General features: G+C 70.9%; 18 protein-coding genes. 13 read left to right on the top strand and 5 right to left on the bottom strand.

Translation table 11 applies throughout. The features are described from left to right. The first annotated feature begins 152 nt into the window (after nt 1–152). From uvrC to ACZ4VK_RS00650, 13 genes are all read left to right on the top strand, one after another. The gene (gene uvrC, locus ACZ4VK_RS00710) at nt 153–2,129 is read left to right on the top strand and encodes an excinuclease ABC subunit UvrC (RefSeq protein ID WP_468347034.1); all 1,977 of its coding nucleotides are present in this window, start codon (nt 153–155) and stop codon (nt 2,127–2,129) included. Next, a complete protein-coding gene (gene rapZ / locus ACZ4VK_RS00705) occupies nt 2,126–3,115 on the top strand; it encodes an RNase adapter RapZ (RefSeq protein WP_468347032.1) in 990 nt (329 codons plus the stop codon). The genes uvrC and rapZ overlap by 4 nt, the downstream gene beginning before the upstream one ends. Beyond that, nucleotides 3,112–4,137 carry a gluconeogenesis factor YvcK family protein gene (locus ACZ4VK_RS00700; protein ID WP_389684350.1) on the top strand — a complete coding sequence of 342 codons (1,026 nt, stop codon included), beginning with the start codon at nt 3,112–3,114 and terminating at the stop codon, nt 4,135–4,137. The genes rapZ and ACZ4VK_RS00700 overlap by 4 nt, the downstream gene beginning before the upstream one ends. Beyond that, nucleotides 4,128–5,117 carry a DNA-binding protein WhiA gene (gene whiA / locus ACZ4VK_RS00695; protein ID WP_030205188.1) on the top strand — a complete coding sequence of 330 codons (990 nt, stop codon included), beginning with the start codon at nt 4,128–4,130 and terminating at the stop codon, nt 5,115–5,117. Before ACZ4VK_RS00700 ends, whiA begins: the two co-directional genes overlap by 10 nt. A 209-nt stretch (nt 5,118–5,326) precedes the next feature. Continuing rightward, entirely contained in the window at nt 5,327–8,278 is a 2,952-nt protein-coding gene (locus ACZ4VK_RS00690; RefSeq protein WP_468347030.1) for a M14 family metallopeptidase, read from the top strand. A 218-nt stretch (nt 8,279–8,496) separates the two neighbouring features. Next, complete coding sequence (gene gap, locus ACZ4VK_RS00685) at nt 8,497–9,507, top strand: type I glyceraldehyde-3-phosphate dehydrogenase (RefSeq protein ID WP_468347028.1); 1,011 nt, start codon at nt 8,497–8,499, stop codon at nt 9,505–9,507. Nucleotides 9,508–9,612: 105 nt separating this feature from the next. Continuing rightward, nucleotides 9,613–10,824 carry a phosphoglycerate kinase gene (locus ACZ4VK_RS00680; RefSeq protein WP_468347026.1) on the top strand — a complete coding sequence of 404 codons (1,212 nt, stop codon included), beginning with the start codon at nt 9,613–9,615 and terminating at the stop codon, nt 10,822–10,824. A gap of 7 nt (nt 10,825–10,831) precedes the next feature. Continuing rightward, on the top strand, nt 10,832–11,608 hold the full coding sequence (gene tpiA, locus ACZ4VK_RS00675) for a triose-phosphate isomerase (protein WP_389684354.1): 777 nt from the start codon (nt 10,832–10,834) through the stop codon (nt 11,606–11,608). A 96-nt stretch (nt 11,609–11,704) separates the two neighbouring features. Continuing rightward, nucleotides 11,705–11,935 carry a preprotein translocase subunit SecG gene (gene secG, locus ACZ4VK_RS00670; protein ID WP_024758014.1) on the top strand — a complete coding sequence of 77 codons (231 nt, stop codon included), beginning with the start codon at nt 11,705–11,707 and terminating at the stop codon, nt 11,933–11,935. A gap of 77 nt (nt 11,936–12,012) precedes the next feature. Continuing rightward, a complete protein-coding gene (locus tag ACZ4VK_RS00665) occupies nt 12,013–12,348 on the top strand; it encodes an RNA polymerase-binding protein RbpA (protein WP_360782776.1) in 336 nt (111 codons plus the stop codon). A 188-nt stretch (nt 12,349–12,536) separates the two neighbouring features. After that, complete coding sequence (gene pgi, locus ACZ4VK_RS00660) at nt 12,537–14,189, top strand: glucose-6-phosphate isomerase (RefSeq protein WP_468348777.1); 1,653 nt, start codon at nt 12,537–12,539, stop codon at nt 14,187–14,189. A 4-nt stretch (nt 14,190–14,193) separates the two neighbouring features. Continuing rightward, on the top strand, nt 14,194–14,694 hold the full coding sequence (locus tag ACZ4VK_RS00655) for a PH domain-containing protein (protein ID WP_468347024.1): 501 nt from the start codon (nt 14,194–14,196) through the stop codon (nt 14,692–14,694). Continuing rightward, entirely contained in the window at nt 14,691–16,283 is a 1,593-nt protein-coding gene (locus ACZ4VK_RS00650; RefSeq protein ID WP_468347022.1) for a PH domain-containing protein, read from the top strand. The genes ACZ4VK_RS00655 and ACZ4VK_RS00650 overlap by 4 nt, the downstream gene beginning before the upstream one ends. Nucleotides 16,284–16,305: 22 nt before the next feature. Here the strand turns inward: ACZ4VK_RS00650 and pgl are convergent, their stop codons facing one another. From pgl to tkt, 5 genes are read right to left on the bottom strand one after another with little or no spacing between them, the layout of a single operon-like run. Then, nucleotides 16,306–17,082 carry a 6-phosphogluconolactonase gene (pgl, locus tag ACZ4VK_RS00645; RefSeq protein WP_468347020.1) on the bottom strand — a complete coding sequence of 259 codons (777 nt, stop codon included), beginning with the start codon at nt 17,080–17,082 and terminating at the stop codon, nt 16,306–16,308. Further along, complete coding sequence (gene opcA, locus ACZ4VK_RS00640) at nt 17,079–18,131, bottom strand: glucose-6-phosphate dehydrogenase assembly protein OpcA (RefSeq protein ID WP_468347018.1); 1,053 nt, start codon at nt 18,129–18,131, stop codon at nt 17,079–17,081. Before opcA ends, pgl begins: the two co-directional genes overlap by 4 nt. After that, complete coding sequence (gene zwf / locus ACZ4VK_RS00635) at nt 18,128–19,660, bottom strand: glucose-6-phosphate dehydrogenase (protein ID WP_468347016.1); 1,533 nt, start codon at nt 19,658–19,660, stop codon at nt 18,128–18,130. The genes opcA and zwf overlap by 4 nt, the downstream gene beginning before the upstream one ends. Before the next feature lie 5 nt (nt 19,661–19,665). Then, complete coding sequence (tal, locus tag ACZ4VK_RS00630; protein WP_468347014.1) at nt 19,666–20,784, bottom strand: transaldolase; 1,119 nt, start codon at nt 20,782–20,784, stop codon at nt 19,666–19,668. Between the two features lie 37 nt (nt 20,785–20,821). Further along, nucleotides 20,822–22,924, bottom strand: a complete 2,103-nt coding sequence (gene tkt / locus ACZ4VK_RS00625) for a transketolase (RefSeq protein ID WP_468347012.1) — start codon at nt 22,922–22,924, stop codon at nt 20,822–20,824. Between the last annotated feature and the right edge of the window lie 135 nt (nt 22,925–23,059).

Genomic DNA, 23,059 nt, shown 5'->3' with positions numbered 1-23,059 from the left:
CACGGGGGTGCAGAGGCGGCGGTTGCCCGCACAGGGGGGCGGGGCCAATAGTTGCCGTGCGGGCACGGCGGTGGGCGCACGCTCGTGCGGGGCGGTGTCGGCGGGGTCTGTGGGCGGTTGGGGTGTCTGTGGGCGACAGTAGGGTGGGGAGCATGGCCGACCCCTCCAGCTATCGCCCCAAGCCGGGTCAGATCCCCGACTCCCCGGGGGTCTACAAGTTCCGCGACGAGCACCGCCGGGTGATCTACGTGGGCAAGGCGAAGTCCCTGCGCCAGCGGCTCGCCAACTACTTCCAGCCGATCACCGGCCTGCACCCGCGCACCGCCACCATGGTGACCACCGCCGCCTCCGTGGAGTGGACCGTCGTGTCGACCGAGGTCGAGGCGCTCCAGCTGGAGTACTCCTGGATCAAGGAGTACGACCCCCGGTTCAACGTGAAGTACCGGGACGACAAGAGCTACCCGTACCTCGCGGTCACCATGAACGAGGAGTTCCCGCGCGTCCAGGTCATGCGCGGCCACAAGAAGAAGGGCGTGCGCTACTTCGGGCCGTACGCGCACGCGTGGGCGATCCGCGAGACCGTCGACCTCATGCTGCGCGTGTTCCCGGTGCGGACCTGCTCCGCGGGAGTGTTCCGGAACGCCGCCTCGGCGGGCCGCCCCTGCCTCCTCGGCTACATCGGCAAGTGCTCCGCGCCCTGCGTCGGCCGGGTCACCCCCGAGGAGCACCGCGAACTCGCCGAGGAGTTCAGCGACTTCATGGCCGGCCGTACCGGGACGTACATCCGCCGTCTCGAGAAGCAGATGATGCTGGCCGCCGAGGACATGGAGTACGAGAGGGCGGGCCGGCTGCGCGACGACATAGAGGCGCTGCGCCGGGCCATGGAGAAGAGCGCGGTCGTGCTCGCCGACGCCACCGACGCCGACCTGATCGCCCTCGCCGAGGACGAGCTGGAGGCCGCCGTGCAGATCTTCCACGTGCGCGGCGGACGCGTGCGCGGCCAGCGCGGCTGGGTCACCGACAAGGTCGAGGCCGTCGACACCGCGGGACTCGTCGAGCACGCGATCCAGCAGCTGTACGGCGAGGAGAGCGGCGACACGGTCCCCAAGGAGGTCCTGGTCCCCGCGCTGCCCGAGGACACGGAGGCCGTGACCGCCTGGCTCACCGGCCGCCGCGGGTCCAACGTCTCGCTGCGGATCCCGCAGCGCGGCGACAAGAAGGACCTCATGGCGACCGTCGCGCGCAACGCCCAGCAGGCGCTCGTCCTGCACAAGACGAAGCGCGCCAGCGACCTCACCACCCGCTCCCGGGCCCTGGAGGAGATCGCCGAGGCCCTGGACCTGGACTCGGCGCCGTTGCGGATCGAGTGCTTCGACATCTCCCACCTCCAGGGCGAGGACGTGGTCGCCTCGATGGTGGTCTTCGAGGACGGGCTGCCCCGCAAGAGCGAGTACCGCCGCTTCCAGATCAAGAGCTTCGAGGGGCAGGACGACGTCCGGTCCATGCACGAGGTGATCGGCCGCCGCTTCCGCCGCTATCTCGCCGAGAAGGAGAAGACGGGGGAGTGGGACCCCGAGGGCGTCGTCGAGGACCCGGAGGAGAGCGGGCGGCGCAAGCGCTTCGCGTACCCGCCGCAGCTGGTCGTGGTCGACGGCGGGCAGCCGCAGGTCGCCGCGGCCCGGCGCGCCCTGGACGAGTTGGGGATCGACGACATCGCGGTCTGCGGGCTCGCCAAGCGCCTGGAGGAGGTGTGGCTGCCCGGCGACGACGACCCCGTGGTGCTGCCCCGCTCCAGCGAGGGTCTGTACCTCCTTCAGCGGGTGCGTGACACGGCTCACGACTTCGCCATCCGCTACCAGCGGTCCAAGCGGACGAAACGCATCCGGACCAGCCCTCTCGACGACGTCCCCGGCCTCGGGGACACCCGGAAACGCGCGTTGATCAAGCATTTCGGCTCGGTGAAGCGGCTCCGGCAGGCGACAATCGAGCAGATCTGCGAGGTTCCCGGCATGGGCAGGAAGACCGCGGAGGCGGTCGCCGTGGCCCTGGCCCGGGCGGCCCCGGCCGCACCCGCCGTGAACACCGCGACAGGAGAGATCATGGAAGACGACGGGGGCGGCACGGCATGACCGCGCACGAAGAGCAGGACCGGCACGATGAGCACGACGCGCAAGGCCAGCACGACCGAGAAGACGGAGCAGGACACGTGAGTACGGGCACGAAGGAGACCCCCGGCGACAACGGCGCCGAGGCGGCCATTCCCGAGCTGGTGATCATCTCCGGCATGTCCGGAGCCGGCCGGTCCACCGCGGCGAAGTGCCTGGAGGACCTCGGCTGGTTCGTCGTGGACAATCTGCCGCCCGCGCTGATCCCCACCATGGTGGAGCTCGGCGCCCGCTCCCAGGGCAATGTCGCCCGGATCGCCGTCGTCGTCGACGTCCGCGGCCGGCAGTTCTTCGACAACCTCAGGGAGTCCCTCGCCGACCTGGACGCCAAGCAGGTCACCCGCCGGATCGTCTTCCTGGAGTCGTCCGACGACGCCCTGGTCAGGCGCTTCGAGTCGGTCCGCAGGCCCCACCCGCTCCAGGGCGACGGCCGGATCACCGACGGCATCGCCGCCGAGCGCGACCTGCTGCGCGAGCTGCGCGGCGACGCCGACCTGGTGATCGACACCTCCAGCCTCAACGTCCACGAACTGCGCGCCAAGATGGACGCCCAGTTCGCCGGGGACGAGGAGCCCGAGCTGAGGGCCACCGTGATGTCCTTCGGCTTCAAGTACGGCCTGCCGGTCGACGCCGACCTCGTCGTCGACATGCGCTTCCTGCCCAACCCGCACTGGGTCCCCGAGCTGCGCCCCTTCACCGGCCTCAACGAGGAGGTGTCGAACTACGTCTACAACCAGCCCGGCGCCAAGGAGTTCCTCGACCGCTACACCGAGCTGCTCCAGCTGATCGCCGCGGGCTACCGCCGCGAGGGCAAGCGGTACGTGACCATCGCCGTGGGCTGCACCGGCGGCAAGCACCGCTCCGTGGCCACCGCCGAGCGCCTCGCCGCCCGGATCGCCGCCGAAGGGGTCGAGACCGTCGTCGTGCACCGGGACATGGGGCGCGAGTGAAGCCGTACCGTCGACGTGCCTCCACCCTTTCGGTGCGGCGTACGCTCCGCAGGCGCGGCGCCCAGCCCAAGGTGGTCGCGCTGGGCGGCGGCATGGGCCTCTCGGCCTCCCTCGCCGCCCTCCGCCGGATCACCGGCGACCTCACCGCCGTCGTCACGGTCGCCGACGACGGCGGTTCCAGCGGCCGGCTCCGGGAGGAGCTCGGAGTGCTGCCCCCCGGAGACCTCCGCAAGGCGCTCGCCGCGCTCTGCGGCGACGACGACTGGGGCCAGACCTGGGCCCGGGTCATCCAGCACCGCTTCCAGTCCAAGGGCGAGATCAACGGCCACGCCGTCGGCAACCTGCTGATCGTCGCCCTCTGGGAGCAGCTCGGCGACCCCGTCCAGGCCCTCGACCTGGTGGGCCGGCTGCTCGGCGCCCAGGGCCGGGTGCTGCCCATGTCCGCCGTACCCCTGGAGCTCCAGGCCCTGGTCAGGGGCCATGACCCGGAGCGGCCGGACGACGTGGACACCGTGTGCGGTCAGGCGACCGTGGCGCTCACCCCCGGCGAGGTGCAGTCGGTGCACCTCGTGCCGAACGACCCGCCGGCGGTGCCGGAGGCCGTCGAGGCGGTCCTGGACGCGGACTGGGTGGTCCTCGGTCCCGGCTCCTGGTTCTCCTCCGTGATCCCGCACCTCCTCGTCCCCGAACTGCTCGACGCCCTCGCCGGGACGAAGGCCCGGAAGGTGCTCTCGCTGAACCTCACACCGCAGCCCGGAGAAACCGAGGGCTTCTCCCCGCAGCGTCATTTGGAGGTTTTGGGACGACACGCCCCTAAACTCGCCCTGGACGTGGTGCTGGCCGACGAGGCCGCCGTGCCCGATCGCGAGTCCCTCTCCGATGCCGCCAAGCGGCTCGGTGCCGCGGTCGAGCTGGCGCCGGTGGCCGGGCCCGACGGCTCCGCGAAGCATGACCCGGAGCTGTTGGCCGCCGCGTACGACCGTATTTTTCGGATGCATGGAAGGATCGGCCCATGGCGATGACGGCAGCGGTGAAGGACGAGATCTCCCGGCTTCCCGTCACCCGGACCTGCTGCAGGAAGGCAGAGGTCTCGTCGATCCTGCGGTTCGCGGGCGGGCTGCACCTGGTGAGCGGCCGCATCGTGATCGAGGCGGAGCTCGACACCGCGATGGCGGCACGCCGCCTCAAGCGGGACATCCTGGAGATCTTCGGGCACAGCTCGGAGCTGATCGTGATGGCCCCCGGCGGACTGCGGCGGGGCTCGCGCTTCGTGGTGCGGGTGGTGGCAGGAGGTGACCAGCTGGCCCGGCAGACGGGTCTCGTGGACGGCCGGGGCCGTCCCATCCGGGGCCTCCCCCCGCAGGTGGTCTCCGGGGCAACCTGTGACGCGGAGGCGGCCTGGCGGGGTGCCTTCCTCGCGCACGGTTCGCTGACCGAGCCCGGCCGGTCCTCCTCCCTGGAGGTCACCTGCCCCGGTCCCGAGGCGGCGCTCGCCCTGGTCGGCGCGGCGCGCCGGCTCTCCATCGCGGCGAAGGCCCGCGAGGTGCGGGGAGTGGACCGGGTCGTCGTCCGTGACGGCGACGCGATCGGTGCCCTCCTCACCCGGCTCGGCGCGCACGAGTCGGTGCTCGCCTGGGAGGAGCGGCGGATGCGGCGCGAGGTCCGCGCCACCGCCAACCGCCTGGCCAACTTCGACGACGCCAACCTGCGCCGCTCGGCCCGCGCCGCGGTCGCCGCCGGGGCCCGGGTGCAGCGCGCCCTGGAGATCCTCGGCGAGGAGGTGCCCGAGCACCTCGCGGCGGCCGGCCGGCTCCGCATGGAGCACAAGCAGGCCTCCCTCGAGGAGCTGGGCGCGCTCGCCGACCCGCCGCTGACGAAGGACGCGGTGGCCGGCCGGATCCGCCGGCTGCTCGCCATGGCCGACAAGCGGGCGCAGGACCTGGGTATCCCGGGGACCGAGTCCAACCTGACCGAGGAGCTCGACGACAGCCTCGTCGGCTGACGGGACGCGCACGGGACCAACGCCGGGCCCGTACGGGACCCGTGCCGGACCCGTCCGTCGTACGGAACCGTGAACTCCGGGCTGCCGGCGCCTTTCTGAGGCACCGGCAGCTTTTTCGTACGCCCCGCGAGGCACCCTTGACAGGCCCATGAGCGCCCATGAGCCTGGCGTCTGTTCACCTTCGTGGCACACGACAACCAGGGGGGCTCATGAGACGCAGAGCGAGATCGATCCTCGCCGCGGCTTCACTGCTGATCGCGGGAGTGGCGGCGGCACCCGTCGCCGGAGCGCAGCCGAACGACCGGGACGGCGGTGACGCCCTCTCCGTATGGCGGGCCGAGGTCACCAAGGAGCAGGTACCGCTGCTCCTGGAGGCCGGAGCCGACGCCCACGAGATGACCGAACAGGTGCCCGACAAGGGCTCCGCGACGGTCGAGCTCTTCCTCACCGGCCGGCAGGCCGGGCAGCTGCGCGGCCAGGGCGTCGAGCTCGCCGAGCACACCCTGACCGCCCAGGCCGAGAAGCGGGTGGCCGCCGCGGGGGACGGCGTCTTCCGCCCGTACGGGGGCCCGAACGGTCTCAAGCAGGAGATCCTGGACACCGCCCGGGCCAACCCCGGGATCACCAAGGTCGTCTCCATCGGCAAGACCCTCAGGGGCCAGGACATCCTCGCCCTCAAGGTCAGCAAGGGCGCTCAGCGCGTCAAGGACGGCTCGAAGCCCGCCACCCTCTACATGTCCAACCAGCACGCGCGCGAGTGGATCACCCCGGAGATGACCCGCCGCCTGCTCCACCACTACCTCGACGGGTACGGCAAGGACGAGCGGATCACCCGGATCGTCGACTCCACCGAACTGTGGTTCGTGCTCTCCGCCAACCCGGACGGCTACGACCACACGCACGCCGACCCCGAGAACCGCCAGTGGCGCAAGAACCTCCGCGACAACGACGGCGACGGGAAGATCGCCCCGGGCGACGGCGTCGACCTCAACCGCAACTTCGCCTACAAGTGGGGCTACGACAACGAGGGCTCGTCGCCCGACCCGGCCGACGAGACCTTCCGCGGCGCGGGGCCCATGTCGGAGCCCGAGACCAAGGCTCTCGACGCCTTCCAGAAGCGCATCGGCTTCGCGTACGGCATCAACTACCACTCGGCCGCCCAGCTGATCCTCTACGGCGTCGGCTGGCAGGTCGCCACCGACACCCCCGACGACGTGGCCCTCAAGGCCCTCGCCGGCACCCCGCAGAACCCGGCCGTCCCCGGCTACCGGCCGCAGGTCTCCTCCGAGCTGTACATCACCAACGGCGAGGCGGACGGACACGCCGCCAACGTCAACGGGACACAGATGTTCACCCCGGAGATGTCGACCTGCGCCACCGCCTCCCGGGTCGACCCGAACGACGCCTGGAACCCGGCCGACTGCGCCTCCGTCTTCACCTTCCCGGACGACGAGAAGCTGATCCAGGCCGAGTTCGCCAAGAACATCCCCTTCGCGCTCGCCGTCGCCGAGACCGCCGCCCACCCGGACCGGCCCGTCTCCCCGGTCGGCATCGACGCCCCCGACTTCACACCGAAGGCCTTCACCACCTCCTACGCCCGCGGCGAGGAGCAGGAGGTCGCCGTCACCGCACGCAAGTCCCTGCGCGGCAAGACCCTGAAGTACCGGATCAACGGCGGCCGCACCCACAGCGAGGAGCTCGACGCCTGGAAGGGCGGCGAGACCTTCGGCGGCGAGGACAACCTCTACTTCGACGAGTACCGCGCCGAGGTCGAGGACGCACGGCCCGGCGACTCCGTCGAGGTCTGGTTCACCGCCCGCACCCGCGAGGGCCGGGCCACCACCTCCGCCCCCTTCACGTACACGGTGGCCGAGCGCCCCCGCGGCGACGTGCTCGTCCTCGCCGACGAGGGCGGCACCACCGCCGCCCGGCACACCGCCGCGTACGTGAAGGCGCTCGCCGACAACGGCCGCAAGGCCGCCGTCTGGGACGTCGCCACCCAGGGCACGCCCGACGCCCTCGGCGTGCTGTCCCACTTCCGCACCGTCGTCTGGTACACCGGCGCCGAGCGTCCCTCCGGCACCACCCAGCTCGCCGTACGTGCCTACCTCAACGAGGGCGGCAAGCTGATCAACGCCGGCGAGAAGTCCGGCGGTCTCACCCGCGTCGGCCGGGCCGAGTCCAACGACTTCGCTCAGTACTACCTCGGCGCCTACCACCGCGCCGGTCTGGGCAACCCGCCCGCCTTCGCCGGCACCGGCGCCTTCGCGGGCATCGGAGCGGGCCTCGGCGCCGCCGCCGACAACCCGCTCGACAACGCGGGCGCGTACACCGTCACCTCGGACACGCTGAGGCCGAAGGAGTTCCCGCAGTTCGCGAGCAGCGCCTCCGCCGGTGACTACCCCGGCATCCGCACCCCCTTCGAGCCCGCCGAGGGCGCGTCCTTCGCGGCCGTCAAGCACGCCGACAACACCTGGGCCCGGCTCAGCAGGACCGTCGACCTCACCGGCGTCGCGGCCGGCGCGGCCCCGCGCCTGGACTTCCAGGTCAGCTACGACACCGAGCCCGGCTACGACAACCTCGTCGTCGAGGCCCACACCGTCGGCCAGGACGACTGGACGACCCTGCCCGACACCAAGGGCGGCACCTCCAGCGAGCCCCCCGCCGACTGCGGCGAGGGCTACTACGTCCGCGGCCACCCCTTCCTCTCCCACTACCTCACCGTCGGCGAGGACGGCTGCACGGCCACCGGCACCACCGGCTCCTGGAACGCCTTCACCGGCCCCTCCAACGGCTGGCGGCAGGCCTCCGTCGATCTGAGCGCCTGGGCGGGCAAGCAGGTCGAGCTGTCGATCTCGTACGTCTCCGACCCCGGCACCGGAGAGATGGGCGCCTTCGTCGACGACACCCGTCTCGTCACCGGCGCCGGCACCGAGGCGGAGGGCTTCGAGACCGCCCTCGGCGCGTGGACCGTACCGGGCGCCCCGGCCGGCAGCCCCGCCAACGGAGCCGACTGGACGCGCTCGGGAGCGCTCTTCCACTCCCAGGCCGCCGTCACCACGCGTGACACGGTCCTCCTCGGCTACGGACTCGAGCACGTGCCCGCCGCGACCGAGCGGGCACGACTCCTCGGACGGGCCCTCGGGGCGCTCCGGCGCTGACGGAGAGTAGTCGGGACAAACGTCCCACGACGGCCCGTACCTGTCGGTAGGTACGGGCCGTCGGCCATGTGTCCTCACTTTCCGGGCACGCGTGGATGCGGCCGATGTCACTACGGGGCGCCTGTGGGGGTAGGGTCGTAAGCGGTCGGGGACATCCCAAAAAACAAAAATCTCGCCGGCGTCGAGCACACCGGCGTACCTAACGAGGAGATCGGTTCGTGACGATCCGCGTAGGCATCAACGGCTTTGGCCGCATCGGCCGGAACTACTTCCGCGCGCTCCTTGAGCAGGGTGCTGACATCGAGATCGTGGCTGTCAACGACCTGGGCGACACCGCGACCACGGCCCACCTGCTGAAGTACGACACCATCCTGGGGCGCCTCAAGGCCGAGGTCACCCACACCGCCGACACCATCACCGTCGACGGCCACACCATCAAGGTGCTCTCCGAGCGCAACCCGGCCGACATCCCCTGGGGCGAGCTGGGCGTCGACATCGTCATCGAGTCGACCGGCATCTTCACCAAGAAGGCCGACGCCGAGAAGCACATCGCGGGTGGCGCCAAGAAGGTCCTCATCTCGGCTCCGGCCTCCGGCGAGGACATCACCATCGTCATGGGTGTCAACCAGGACAAGTACGAGCCGGCGCAGCACCACGTCATCTCGAACGCCTCCTGCACCACCAACTGCGTCGCGCCGATGGCCAAGGTTCTCGACGAGAACTTCGGCATCGTCAAGGGCCTGATGACCACGGTCCACGCGTACACCAACGACCAGCGCATCCTGGACTTCCCGCACAAGGACCTGCGCCGCGCCCGCGCCGCCGCGGAGAACATCATCCCGACCACGACGGGCGCCGCGAAGGCCACCGCCCTGGTCCTCCCGCAGCTCAAGGGCAAGCTCGACGGCATCGCCATGCGCGTCCCGGTCCCGACCGGTTCCGCCACCGACCTCGTCGTCACCCTCGACCGCGAGGTCACCAAGGACGAGGTCAACGCCGCGTTCAAGAAGGCCGCCGACGACGGCGACCTCAAGGGCATCCTGGTCTACACCGAGGACCCGATCGTCTCGTCCGACATCGTCAGCGACCCGGCGTCCTGCACCTTCGACGCCTCCCTGACCATGGTCCAGGAGGGCAACACGGTCAAGATCCTCGGCTGGTACGACAACGAGTGGGGCTACTCCAACCGTCTCGTCGACCTCACCGTCTTCGTCGGCGGCCGGCTCTAAGCTTCAGGGCGGGCTTTCGATGTGAGCAGGGCTCGGGCAGCGCAACGCCGCGCTGTGCGAGCCCTGTTTGTGTGCTCCACCGCGTACCAAGGAGTCAGTTAACAGATGAAGACGATCGACGAGCTTCTCCACGAGGGCGTCGAAGGCAAGCGCGTGTTCGTCCGCGCCGACCTCAACGTGCCGCTCGACGGCACCACCATCACCGACGACGGTCGCATCCGCGCCGTCGTCCCCACGGTCAAGGCGCTCGCCGACGCGGGCGCCCGTGTCGTGGTCGCCTCGCACCTGGGTCGCCCCAAGGGCGCCCCGGACCCGGCGTTCTCGCTCGCCCCGGCCGCCGCCCGCCTCGGCGAACTGCTCGGCGCCGAGGTGGCCTTCGCGACGGACACGGTCGGCGACTCCGCCACCGCCACCGTCGCGGGCCTCGCCGACGGCCGGGTCGCCGTGATCGAGAACCTCCGCTTCAACGCCGGCGAGACCTCCAAGGACGACGCCGAGCGCGGCGCCTTCGCGGACCGGCTCGCCGCCCTCGCCGACGTCTACGTCGGCGACGGCTTCGGTGCCGTGCACCGCAAGCACGCCTCGGTCTTCGACCTCCCGGCGCGCCTCCCGCACGCCGCCGGCTACCTCATCGCCACCGAGGTCGGCGTCCTGAAGAAGCTCACGGACGACGTCCAGCGGCCGTACGTGGTCGCGCTCGGCGGCGCCAAGGTCTCCGACAAGCTCGGCGTGATCGACCACCTCCTGGAGAAGGCCGACCGCATCCTCATCGGCGGCGGCATGGCGTACACCTTCCTCAAGGCCCAGGGCCACGAGGTCGGCATCTCGCTGCTCCAGGAGGACCAGATCCCGGCGGTCAAGGAGTACCTGAAGCGCGCCAAGGAGCGCGGCGTGGAGTTCGTGCTCCCCGTCGACGTGCTGGTCTCGCCCGACTTCCCGGACCTGAAGACCAAGGCTCCGGCCCACCCCACCACGGTCGCCGCGGACGCCATCCCGGCGGACGAGGAGGGCCTGGACATCGGTCCGGAGACCCGTAAGCTCTACGCCTCGAAGGTCGCCGACGCTGGCACCGTTTTCTGGAACGGTCCGATGGGCGTCTTCGAGCACCCCGACTACGCCGAGGGCACCAAGGCCGTCGCCCAGGCGCTCGTCGACTCCCCGGCCTTCACCGTCGTCGGCGGTGGCGACTCCGCCGCCGCGGTCCGCATCCTGGGCTTCGACGAGAAGGCATTCGGCCACATCTCGACCGGCGGCGGCGCCTCCCTCGAATACCTCGAGGGCAAGACGCTTCCCGGCCTCGCCGCACTGGAGGACTGACCCCTAAATGAGCACTCGCACCCCGCTGATGGCGGGCAACTGGAAGATGAACCTCAACCACCTCGAGGCCATCGCCCACGTCCAGAAGCTCGCCTTCGCCCTGACCGACAAGGACTACGACGCCTGTGAGGTCGCTGTCCTGGTCCCCTTCACCGACCTGCGGTCCGTCCAGACCCTGATCGACGGCGACAAGCTGAAGATCAAGTACGGCGCCCAGGACATCTCGGCGCACGAGTCCGGTGCCTACACCGGCGAGATCTCGGGCCTGATGCTGTCCAAGCTGAAGTGCGCCTATGTGGCCGTCGGCCACTCCGAGCGCCGCCAGTACCACGCCGAGAACGACGAGGTCTGCAACGCCAAGGTGAAGGCCGCCTTCAAGCACGGCGTGACCCCGATCCTCTGCGTCGGCGAGGGCCTGGACGTCCGCAAGGCCGGACAGCAGGTCGAGTACACCCTCGCCCAGCTCGACGGCGGCCTGAAGGACGTCCCCGCCGAGCAGGCCGAGACCATCGTGATCGCGTACGAGCCGGTGTGGGCCATCGGCACCGGCGAGGTCGCCACCCCCGAGGACGCGCAGGAGGTCTGCGGCGCGATCCGCGGCCGTCTCGCGGAGCTGTACTCGCAGGAGCTCGCCGACAAGGTCCGCATCCAGTACGGCGGCTCGGTCAAGTCCGGCAACGTCGCCGCGATCATGGCGCAGCCGGACGTCGACGGCGCCCTGGTGGGCGGCGCGGCACTCGACGCCGACGAGTTCGTCAAGATCGTGCGCTTCCGCGACCAGTGAGTATGCGGTAGGCGAGTTACGTCGTACCCTTGCGGGGGTCGGGCAGTGCCCGGCCCCCGTCCGTATAAGTCCGAGGAAGTTGGTCCAGCCGTGGTTATGGGGTTCTCGATCGCCCTGCTCGTCTTCAGCGGGCTACTGATGCTGCTCGTACTGATGCACAAGGGGAAGGGCGGCGGTCTCTCCGACATGTTCGGTGGCGGCATGCAGTCCTCCGTCGGCGGCTCCTCGGTCGCCGAGCGCAACCTGGACCGGATCACCGTCGTGGTCGGTCTGCTCTGGTTCGCCTGCATTGTGGTACTTGGTCTGCTGATGAAGTTGGACGGGTAACTCCGAACACTGGACGCGCGTTGGGCCTTACGTAGACTGGGGCATCTTCGAGCACCATCACGCAGGGAGTTACGACCGTGGCAAGTGGCAACGCGATCCGGGGAAGCCGGGTCGGAGCGGGGCCGATGGGTGAGGCCGAGCGGGGCGAGTCGGCGCCGCGCGCCCGCATCTCCTTCTGGTGCTCGAACGGGCACGAGACCCAGCCGAGCTTCGCCAGCGACGCGCAGGTCCCGGAGACCTGGGACTGCCCGCGCTGCGGCTTCCCGGCAGGTCAGGACCGGGACAACCCGCCGGACCCGCCGCGCACGGAGCCGTACAAGACCCACCTCGCCTATGTGCGTGAGCGACGCAGCGACGCGGACGGCGAGGCGATCCTCGCCGAGGCGCTGGCCAAACTGCGCGGCGAGATCTGAACGTGGTGTGACGGTGTGACGAACGGGCCTTGCCCGCGAACCGAGTTCGCGGGCAAGGCCCGTTCGGCGTTCTCCCCATCGACTTCCGTACCGCCGCTCGCCCTCGCGTCACCGGCCCTCCTGATCAATTAGGTTGGAGAGGCAGCGGGGCAGACAAGCAGTACGAGAAGAAGTGGGCGATGTCCGAGATGAACAACGAAGGCCGCACCAGGCTCAACCGGCTGCCCGAGTGGGCGGCCCTCGGCAAGCACCGTGAGCAGCTGGGCGACACCCATCTGCGCGACCTGTTCGCCGCCGACCCCGAGCGGGGCACCGGCCACACCCTGCGGGTGGGCGACCTCTACCTGGACTACTCCAAGCACCTCGTCACCGACGAGACGCTGACCCTGCTGCGCGAACTGGCCGCCGCCACCGGCGTCGCCGAGCTGCGCGACGCCATGTTCCGCGGCGAGAAGATCAACACCACCGAGGACCGGGCCGTCCTCCACACCGCGCTGCGGGCCCCCCGCGACGCCGTGATCGAGGTCGACGGCGAGAACGTCGTCCCCGGCGTCCACGCCGTCCTCGACAAGATGGCCGCCTTCGCCGACACGGTCCGCGCGGGCGAGTGGACCGGCCACACCGGCAAGCCGGTCAAGAACATCGTCAACATCGGCATCGGCGGCTCCGACCTCGGCCCCGCCATGGCCTACGAGGTCCTCCGCTCCTACACCCAGCGGGACCTGACGTTCCGTTTCGTCTCCAACGTCGACGGCGCCGACCTCCACGAGGCCGTCCGCGACCTCGACCCCGCCGAGACGCTCTTCATCGTCGCCTCGAAGACCTTCACCACCATCGAGACGATCACCAACGCCACCTCCGCCCGCGACTGGCTCCTCACCGGCCTCCGGGCCGGCCAGGAGGCCGTCGCCAAGCACTTCGTGGCCCTCTCGACCAACGCCGAGAAGGTCGAGGAGTTCGGCATCGACACCACGAACATGTTCGAGTTCTGGGACTGGGTCGGCGGCCGCTACTCCTACGACTCCGCCATCGGTCTCTCCCTGATGATCGCCGTCGGCCCGGAGCGCTTCCGCGAGATGCTCGACGGCTTCCACCTCGTCGACGAGCACTTCCGCACCGCCCCGCCCGAGGAGAACGCGCCGCTGCTCCTCGGCCTCCTCGGCGTCTGGTACGGCGCGTTCTTCGACGCCCAGTCGCACGCCGTCCTGCCGTACTCCCACTACCTGTCCAAGTTCACCGCCTACCTCCAGCAGCTCGACATGGAGTCCAACGGCAAGTCGGTGGACCGCGAGGGCAGGCCGGTCGACTGGCAGACCGGCCCCGTCGTCTGGGGCACCCCGGGCACCAACGGGCAGCACGCGTACTACCAGTTGATCCACCAGGGCACCAAGGTCATCCCGGCCGACTTCATCGGCTTCGCCCGGCCCGTCGCCGACCTGCTGCCCGGTCTCGTCGCCCAGCACGACCTGCTCATGGCCAACTTCTTCGCCCAGACCCAGGCGCTCGCCTTCGGCAAGACGCCCGAGGAGGTACGGGCCGAGGGCGTCCCCGAGGAGCTCGTCCCGCACAAGACCTTCCGGGGGAACCACCCCACCACCACGATCCTCGCCGAGAAGCTCACCCCCTCCGTCCTCGGCCAGCTGATCGCGCTCTACGAGCACAAGGTCTTCGTCCAGGGCGCCGTGTGGAACATCGACTCCTTCGACCAGTGGGGCGTCGAGCTCGGCAAGGTCCTCGCCAAGCGGATCGAGCCGGTCCTGACGGACGGCGAGGGCGCCGAGGAGCTCGACAGCTCCACCGCCGGTCTCGTGACCGCCTACCGCTCGCTGCGCGGACGGTAGGAACATGACGGGGGAGAACGCGGTGCGGCTGCGGCCGCCCAGGAACGCCGTGGCCGAGCGGGCCGTCACCTGGTGGCGGAGCCGGCTCCTGGCGACCGCCGCCGTACCGGTGGTGGTCCTCGCCGTCCTCGGCGCCCTCATCGGCCCCGCCCGGTTCTGGCTGCTCGTCGCGGCCGGGACCGTGGCGGCCGTGGGCCTCGCCTGCGCCGCGTTCTTCCCCGCCTGGTGGTTCCGGGTGCACCGCTGGGAGGTCACCGAGGACGCCGTCTACGTCCGTACGGGGGCCTTCTGGCAGGAATGGCGCATCGCGCCGATGTCCCGGATCCAGACCGTCGACACCTCACGCGGCCCGCTCGAGCAGTTCTTCCGGCTCGCGACCGTCACCGTGACGACCGCCTCCTCCAAGGGCGCGATCCGCATCGAGGGCCTCGACCACGAACTGGCCGCCGGTCTCGCCGAGCGGCTGACCGTCATCACCCAGGCCACCCCGGGGGACGCCACATGAGCGTGGATCAGGACGCCGCGGCGGACCGGGACACCGACTGGCTGCTCCTCGATCCCCGTACGGTCCTCGTCCGCGTCGTCCTCTTCGCCGGCGTCCTCGCCGGAGCCGCGCTGCCCGTCGCGTTCGGCCTCGCCGGATCGCGTCCGCTGTGGCAGGCCTTCGCCTGGGTCGCCGCGGGCGTCGCGCTCGCCCTCGCCGCGGACATCGTCGCCGAGACGGTCCGCTTCCGCCGCACCCGGTACCGGGTCGGAGCGGAGCGGAGCGAGAGAGGAACACCCTCGGCCGAAGGCTCGGGGAGGGTCGAACTCCGCACCGGACTCCTCGTCGTCCAGCGCCGCTCGCTCGCCCGTGAGCGGATCCGCAGCGTCGACCTCACCGCCAACCCCCTCCACCGCGCACTCGGGCTCGTCAAGGTCCGCATCGGCACCGGCGAACAGACCGGCGGCGGCGAGTCCACCCTCGAACTCGACCTGGTCACCCGGGCGGAGGGCGAGCGGCTCCGCCACGAACTCCTCAGCCGCGCCGCCGCCCCCGAGGACCCGGACCACGACGACGCCGCCCTGGCCGTCCTCGACCCGCGCTGGATCCGCTTCGCCCCCGTCTCCTTCCTGGCCCCCGCCCTCGGAGGCGCGGCCGTCGGTGCCGTCATGCAGGTCAGCGAGTGGTTCGGCGCCCAGGGGAAGGTCATCGACTGGATAGGGGACCGCTTCCAGGACGTCTCCGTCGCCTGGATGATCGTCGACCTGGTCCTCCTCGCCACCGTCGCCGGAGCCGTCGGCGCCCTCGGCCTCTGGGTCGAGATGTGGTGGAACTACCGCCTGGAGCGCGCCCCGGGAGGCACCCTGCGGGTCTCCCGGGGTCTGCTCACCGCCCGCTCGGTCTCCCTGGAGGAGCGCCGACTGCGCGGCATCGAACGCGTCGAGCCGCTCGGCGTCCGGATGTGCGGGGCCGCTCGCCTCGACGCCGTCGCCACGGGTCTCGTCAAGGACGACGGCGACAAGCACGGCGACCTCAAGAACCTGCTGCCGGCCGTGGAGCGGGCCGTCGCCGACCGGGTCGCCGCCCAGGTCCTGCGCGAGCCCGAGCCGCCCACCGGGGCTCCCCTCGCCGCCCACCCCCGTGCGGCCCGCGTCCGGCGGCTGCGCTGGGCACTGTGGAGCGCCCTCGGGCCCGTCGCGGTCCTCGCCCTCCTCGGACTCCTCCTCACCCCGGTCCTGCTGTACGTGGCGGCCGGCTGCGCGGTCGTCCTCGTCCCGGTCGCCGTGCTGTTCGCCCTCGACGCCTACCGCGCTCTCGGACACGGTGTCAGCGGCGCCTATCTGGTGACCCGTTCGGGCACGGTCCGGCGCGCCACGGTCGCCCTGCAGCGCTCCGGCGTCATCGGCTGGACCGTGAAGCAGTCGTACTTCCAGCGGCGCGCCGGCATCCTGACGCTGACCGCCACGACGGCCGCGGGGGCGGGCGCGTACGACATCCTCGACGCCGGGGAGAGCCAGGGCCTGGCCTTCGCCGCCGAGGCCGTACCGGAGCTCCTCGCGCCCTTCCTGGAGCCCGTACATACGCCGGAGGCCCGGTCCACCAGAAGGTGAACCGGGCCTCAGCGGGCGTGAATCAGGCCGAAGCCGGCGGATACAGACTCCGCGGCAGCTCCGAGGCCGCCGCCGCGTCCAGCAGCCACAGGGTGCGCGAGCGGCCGTAGGCACCGGCCGCCGGGGCCTGCACCTCGCCCGCGCCCGACAGCGCGATGGCCGCCGCCTTCGCCTTGTCCTCACCGGCCGCGAGCAGCCAGACCTCCTTCGCCGCCCGGATCGCCGGAAGGGTCAGCGAGATCCGCAGCGGCGGCGGCTTGGGCGCGCCGTGCACGCCGACCACCGTCCGCTCGGTCTCGCGGACCGCCGGCAGCTCCGGGAAGAGCGAGGCCACATGGGTGTCGGGGCCGACGCCCAGCATCAGGACGTCGAAGGCCGGCACGGCGCCGCGGCCACCCGTGGCGGCCGCGAGCTCCGTCGCGTACGCGGCCGCGGCGGCGTCGACATCGCTGCCGTACGGGCCGTCCGACGCCGGCATGGCGTGCACCCGGGCCGGGTCGAGCGGCACCCGGTCGAGCAGTGCCTCACGGGCCTGGGTGACGTTCCGCTCGGGGTCGCCCTCCGGCAGGAAACGCTCGTCGCCCCACCACAGGTCGAGCCGCGACCAGTCGATCGCGTCCCGCGCGGGCGCCGTACCGAGCGCCGCGAGCAGACCGTTGCCGTTGCGCCCGCCGGTCAGCACGACCGAGGCGGAGCCGCGGGTGGCCTGGGCGTCGACGATCCGGGTGATCAGCCGGGCCGCGGCCGCCTGCGCCATCAGCTCCTTGTCGCGGTGGACGACCAGCTGAGGGGTGCTCACTTGGCCGCCGCCTTCTTGCTCGCCGGTGCCTTCTTCGCGGCGGGCTTCGCCGCGGGCTCGGGCTCGGCCTCGGGACCGGCCTCGGTCACGACGGCCTCCGGCTCGGGAGCCGTGACGGCCGCCTCCTCGTCCAGACGCTCGAGACCGAACTTGAGCGCCGTCGCGTACGTGTCGTCCGGGTCGAGCCGGCGCAGCTCCTCGGCGATCAGCTCGGCCGTCTCACGGCGCTTGAGCGCCACGGCACGGTCGGGCTGACCCTGGATGCAGAGCGAGGCGAGCGAGCCGTCCGGCCGGTCGAGCACGATCGGTCCCGAGCTGGTCTGCATCCGTACGGAGGTGAGACCGGGGCCGGCCGACTTCGAGCGCCGCACCGGCACCTTCAGCCGCTCCGCCAGCCACATGGCGAGCAGTTCGACGCTCGGGTTGAACTCCTCGCCCTCCACCTCGGCGGAGGTCACCTCGCACACGACCTGGTCGAGCGCGGCGGCCAGCATCGAGCGCCACGGGGTGATCCGGGTCCAGGAGAGGTCCGTGTCGCCCGGGGTGTACGCGTCCGCGCGCGCGGCCAGCTCGTGGATGGGCTGCTCGGCGGCGTACGTGTCGGTCACCCGGCGCTGGGCGAGGGCGCCCAGCGGGTCGTTCGCCGGGTCGGTCGGCGCGTTCACCGGCCACCAGACGACGACGGGGGCGTCCGGGAGGAGCAGCGGGAGCACCACCGACTGGGCGTGGTCGCCGACCTCGCCGTAGAGCCGGAGGACCACCGTCTCCCCGGTGCTGGCGTCGGCGCCGAGGCGGACCTCGGCGTCGAGCCGTGCCTTGGCGCGGTCCCGCGGGGAGCGCGAGACCCGCTTGATGACGACGAGGGTCCGCGAGGGGTGCTCGCGGGACGCCTCGTTCGCGGCCTTCAGCGCGTCGTAGGCGTTCTCCTCGTCGGTGACGATGACGAGGGTGAGCACCATGCCGACGGCCGGCGTGCCGATCGCCCGCCGCCCGAGCACCAGCGCCTTGTTGATCTTGGAGGACGTGGTGTCCGTCAGGTCGGTCTTCATGGCCGCCGCCAGCTCCGTCCGTCTCGTGCGAGCATCTCGTCCGCCTCGACGGGACCCCAGGTCCCGGACTGGTACTGCGCGGGCTTGCCGTGCCTGTCCCAGAACTGCTCGATCGGGTCGAGGATCTTCCAGGACAGCTCGACCTCCTCGACGCGCGGGAAGAGGTTCGAGTCGCCGAGCAGGACGTCGAGGATGAGCCGCTCGTACGCCTCGGGGCTGGACTCCGTGAAGGACTCGCCGTACGCGAAGTCCATCGACACGTCCCGGATCTCCATCTGGGTGCCGGGCACCTTGGAGCCGAACCGCACCGTCACGCCCTCGTCCGGCTGGACCCGGATCACGATGGCGTTGCGGCCGAGTTCCTCGGTCGCGGTGTGGTCGAAGGGGGAGTGCGGGGCACGCTGGAGGACGACCGCGATCTCGGTGACGCGGCGGCCCAGGCGCTTGCCCGTACGGAGGTAGAAGGGGACGCCCGCCCAGCGGCGGTTGTCGATCTCCAGCTTGATGGCCGCGAAGGTGTCGGTCTTCGACTGGGGGTCGATGCCGTCTTCCTGGAGGTAGCCGACGGCCTTCGCGCCGCCCTGCCACCCGGCCGCGTACTGGCCGCGGACCGTGGACGCGCCGAGGTCCTTGGGCAGCTTCACCGCGCCGAGGACCTTGGTCTTCTCGGCGGCCAGCGCGTCGGCGTCGAAGGAGGCGGGCTCCTCCATCGCGGTCAGCGCGAGCAGCTGGAGCAGGTGGTTCTGGATGACGTCACGGGCGGCGCCGATGCCGTCGTAGTAGCCGGCGCGGCCGCCGATGCCGATGTCCTCGGCCATGGTGATCTGCACGTGGTCGACGTACGACCGGTTCCAGATCGGCTCGAAGAGGGTGTTGGCGAAGCGGAGCGCCAGGATGTTCTGGACGGTCTCCTTGCCGAGGTAGTGGTCGATCCGGAAGACCGCATCGGGCGGGAAGACCTCGTGGACGACCTCGTTGAGCTCCTTGGCGGAGACCAGGTCGTGGCCGAAGGGCTTCTCGATGACCGCGCGGCGCCAGGAGCCGTCCTTCTGGTCGGCAAGACCGTGCTTCTTGAGCTGCTGGACGACGAGCGGGAAGAACTTCGGCGGCACGGACAGGTAGAAGGCGAAGTTGCCGCCCGTTCCCTGTGCCTTGTCGAGCTCCTCGATCGTCGACTTGAGCTGCTCGAAGGCCGTGTCGTCGTCGAAGTCGCCCTGGACGAACCGCATGCCCTGGATGAGCTGCTGCCACACCTCCTCGCGGAAGGGGGTGCGCGCGTGCTGCTTGACGGCTTCGTAGACCTCCTGCGCGAAGTCCTCGTCCGCCCACTCGCGGCGGGCGAAGCCGATGAGCGAGAAGCCCGGCGGCAGCAGGCCGCGGTTGGCCAGGTCGTAGACGGCAGGCATCAGCTTCTTACGGGACAAATCGCCCGTGACGCCGAAGATCACCAGACCCGACGGCCCCGCGATGCGCGGGAGCCGTCGGTCTGCGGCGTCACGGAGCGGGTTGGCTCCGTGGACTGCGCTCAAAGTGCTTACGCCTCCGAAGGTGCGAGGCGCTCGAGCTCCGCCTCGGTGGACTTGAGCAGGTCGTTCCAGGACGCCTCGAACTTCTCGACGCCCTCGTCCTCCAGGAGCTGCACGACGTCGTCGTAGCTGATGCCCAGCTTCTCGACGGCCGCCAGCTCGGCGCGCGACTGGTCGTACGTGCCGCGCACGGTGTCACCGGTGACCTCGCCGTGGTCGGCGGTGGCCTCCATGGTCGCTTCCGGCATGGTGTTGACCGTGCCGGGGGCGACCAGGTCCACGACGTACAGGGTGTCCTTGTACGCCGGGTCCTTGACGCCGGTCGAGGCCCACAGCGGACGCTGCTTGTTGGCCTGCGCCTTGTCGAGGGCGGCCCAGCGCTCGGAGGAGAAGACCTCCTCGAAGGCCTCGTACGCGAGACGCGCGTTGGCCAGGGCGGCCTTGCCCTTGAGGGCCTTGGCCTCGTCGGTGCCGATGCCGTCGAGGCGCTTGTCGATCTCCGAGTCCACGCGGGAGACGAAGAAGGAGGCCACCGAGTGGATCTTGGAGAGGTCCAGGCCGCGCTCCTTGGCCTTCTCCAGGCCCGCCAGGTAGGCGTCCATGACCGCGCGGTAGCGCTCCAGGGAGAAGATCAGCGTGACGTTGACGCTGATGCCGAGGCCGATGACCTCGGTGATCGCCGGCAGACCCGCCTGGGTGGCCGGGATCTTGATGAGCGTGTTGGGACGGTCCACCAGCCACGCCAGCTGCTTGGCCTCGGCGACGGTGGCGGTCGTCTCGTGGGCGAGACGGGGGTCGACCTCGATGGAGACCCGGCCGTCCTGGCCGTCGGTCGCGTCGAAGACCGGCCGCAGGATGTCGGCGGCGTCACGGACGTCCGCCGTCGTGATCATGCGGATGGCCTCTTCGACGGTCACCTTGCGGGCGGCGAGGTCGGCCAGCTGCTGGTCGTACCCGTGACCTTCCGAGATGGCCTTCTGGAAGATGGACGGGTTCGTGGTGACACCGACCACGTGGCTCTGGTCGATCAGCTCGGCCAGGTTGCCGGACGTGATCCGCTGGCGCGAGAGGTCGTCCAGCCAGATCGCGACGCCTTCGTCGGAGAGGCGCTTGAGAGCGTCTGTCATGGGAGTTGCATCTCCAATTAAGTCGTACGTATGGACGTCAGCGCGCGGCGGCGTCGATCGATTCCCGCGCGGCGGCGACGATCGCCTCCGGCGTGAACCCGAACTCACGGAACAGGACCTTCGCGTCCGCCGAGGCACCGAAGTGCTCGAGCGAGACGATCCGGCCGGCGTCCCCGACGTACCGGTGCCAGGTGAGACCGATACCGGCCTCGACCGCGACCCGAGCCCTGACCGACGGCGGCAGGACCGAGTCCTTGTACGCCTGGTCCTGCTCCTCGAACCACTCCACGGACGGCATCGAGACGACGCGGGTCGGGACACCGGCGGCCTGGAGCTGCTCCCGGGCCTCGACGGCCAGGTGCACCTCGGAGCCGGTCGCGATCAGCACGACCTCGGCCTCTGTGTTCTGCCCGGAGGGCCCTTCGGCGTCGAAGAGCACGTAGCCGCCCTTGACGGTGTCCTCGTTCGGCGCGTACGTCGGCACGCCCTGGCGGGTCAGCGCGAGGCCGTGCGGGGCGCCCTTGCCGAAGACCTTGGTGTGGCGCCGCATGATCTCGCGCCAGGCGATCGCCGTCTCGTTGGCGTCGGCCGGACGGACCACGTTCAGACCCGGGATCGCGCGCAGCGAGGCGAGGTGCTCCACCGGCTGGTGCGTCGGGCCGTCCTCGCCCAGACCGATCGAGTCATGGGTCCAGACGTACGTCACGGGCAGGTGCATCAGCGCGGAGAGACGCACCGCGTTGCGCATGTAGTCGGAGAACACCAGGAAGGTGCCGCCGTAGACGCGCGTGTTGCCGTGCAGCGCGATGCCGTTCATCTCCGCGGCCATGGAGTGCTCGCGGATGCCGAAGTGGATCGTGCGGCCGTACTTGTCGGCCTCCGGCAGCGGGTTGCCCTCGGGCAGGAACGACGAGTCCTTGTCGATCGTCGTGTTGTTGGAGCCGGCGAGGTCGGCCGAGCCGCCCCACAGCTCCGGGATGACCGCGCCGAGCGCCTTGAGGACCTGGCCCGAGGCGGCACGGGTGGCGACACCCTTGCCCGGCTCGAAGACCGGGAGCTTCTCGGCCCAGCCGGCCGGCAGCTCGTTCGCCTGGATCCGGTCGAACTCGGCGGCACGCTCCGGGTTGGCCGTACGCCACTCGGCGAGCGACTTCTCCCATGCGGCGCGGGCCTCACGGCCGCGGTCGCCGAGCGAGCGGGTGTGCGCGATGACCTCGTCGGAGACCTCGAAGGTCTGCTCCGGGTCGAAGCCCAGGACGCGCTTGGTGGCCGCGATCTCCTCGTCGCCGAGCGCCGAGCCGTGCGCGGCCTCGGTGTTCTGCGCGTTCGGCGCCGGCCAGGCGATGATCGAGCGCATCGCGATGAACGACGGACGCTCGGTCTCGGCCTCGGCGGCCCTGATCGCCGCGTACAGCGCGGCCGGGTCCAGGTCGCCGTTGGCCTGCGGCTCGACGCGCTGCACGTGCCAGCCGTACGCCTCGTACCGCTTCATCGTGTCCTCGGACACGGCCGTCTCGGTGTCGCCCTCGATCGAGATGTGGTTGTCGTCCCACAGCAGGATCAGGTTGCCGAGCTTCTGGTGGCCCGCGAGCGAGGACGCCTCCGCGGAGATGCCCTCCTGCAGGCAGCCGTCACCGGCGATCGCGTAGACGCGGTGGTCGAACGGGGAGGTGCCGGTGGCGGCCTCCGGGTCGAACAGACCGCGCTCGTAGCGGGCGGCCATCGCCATGCCCACGGCGTTCGCGACGCCCTGGCCCAGCGGGCCCGTGGTCGTCTCGACGGCGGCGGTGTGACCGTACTCCGGGTGCCCGGGGGTCTTCGAGCCCCAGGTGCGGAAGGCCTTCAGGTCGTCGAGCTCGAGCCCGAAGCCACCCAGGTACAGCTGGGTGTAGAGGGTCAGGGACGAGTGGCCGGCGGAGAGGACGAACCGGTCGCGCCCGACCCACTCGGGGTCGGCCGGGTCGTGCCGCATCACCTTCTGGAAGAGGGTGTACGCGGCGGGCGCCAGGCTCATCGCCGTACCGGGATGGCCGTTGCCGACCTTCTGTACGGCGTCCGCGGCCAGGATGCGGGCGGTGTCGACGGCCCGCTGGTCCAACTCGGTCCACTCGAGGTCTGTGGTGGTCGGCTTAGTGCTCACCCTGGGTCAGGGCTCCTCTCCACATGTCTGAAGCCGGTGACTGAGGGTGTACCGGCGGTGTCGAGCCTACCCCCGCCGGACGTCCCTCTTTTCGTGTGCGCGCCCCTCAAATGAGCGGACAGAGCAAGACTGCCG

This window comes from Streptomyces sp. NPDC028711 (genome assembly GCF_055565415.1).
The sequence above is the reverse complement of the archived record's forward strand: the minus strand, read 5'-3'. Positions and strand labels throughout refer to the sequence as shown.

Coding starts and splice junctions, on each gene's coding strand:
- ACZ4VK_RS00655 (WP_468347024.1), top strand. CDS start 14,194: ATGACGGGGGAGAACGCGGTGCGGCTGCGGCCGCCCAGGAACGCCGTG.
- ACZ4VK_RS00680 (WP_468347026.1), top strand. CDS start 9,613: ATGAAGACGATCGACGAGCTTCTCCACGAGGGCGTCGAAGGCAAGCGC.
- ACZ4VK_RS00650 (WP_468347022.1), top strand. CDS start 14,691: ATGAGCGTGGATCAGGACGCCGCGGCGGACCGGGACACCGACTGGCTG.
- secG (WP_024758014.1), top strand. CDS start 11,705: ATGGGGTTCTCGATCGCCCTGCTCGTCTTCAGCGGGCTACTGATGCTG.
- uvrC (WP_468347034.1), top strand. CDS start 153: ATGGCCGACCCCTCCAGCTATCGCCCCAAGCCGGGTCAGATCCCCGAC.
- tal (WP_468347014.1), bottom strand. CDS start 20,784: ATGACAGACGCTCTCAAGCGCCTCTCCGACGAAGGCGTCGCGATCTGG.
- ACZ4VK_RS00690 (WP_468347030.1), top strand. CDS start 5,327: ATGAGACGCAGAGCGAGATCGATCCTCGCCGCGGCTTCACTGCTGATC.
- rapZ (WP_468347032.1), top strand. CDS start 2,126: ATGACCGCGCACGAAGAGCAGGACCGGCACGATGAGCACGACGCGCAA.
- opcA (WP_468347018.1), bottom strand. CDS start 18,131: ATGAAGACCGACCTGACGGACACCACGTCCTCCAAGATCAACAAGGCG.
- tpiA (WP_389684354.1), top strand. CDS start 10,832: ATGAGCACTCGCACCCCGCTGATGGCGGGCAACTGGAAGATGAACCTC.
- pgi (WP_468348777.1), top strand. CDS start 12,537: ATGAACAACGAAGGCCGCACCAGGCTCAACCGGCTGCCCGAGTGGGCG.
- whiA (WP_030205188.1), top strand. CDS start 4,128: ATGGCGATGACGGCAGCGGTGAAGGACGAGATCTCCCGGCTTCCCGTC.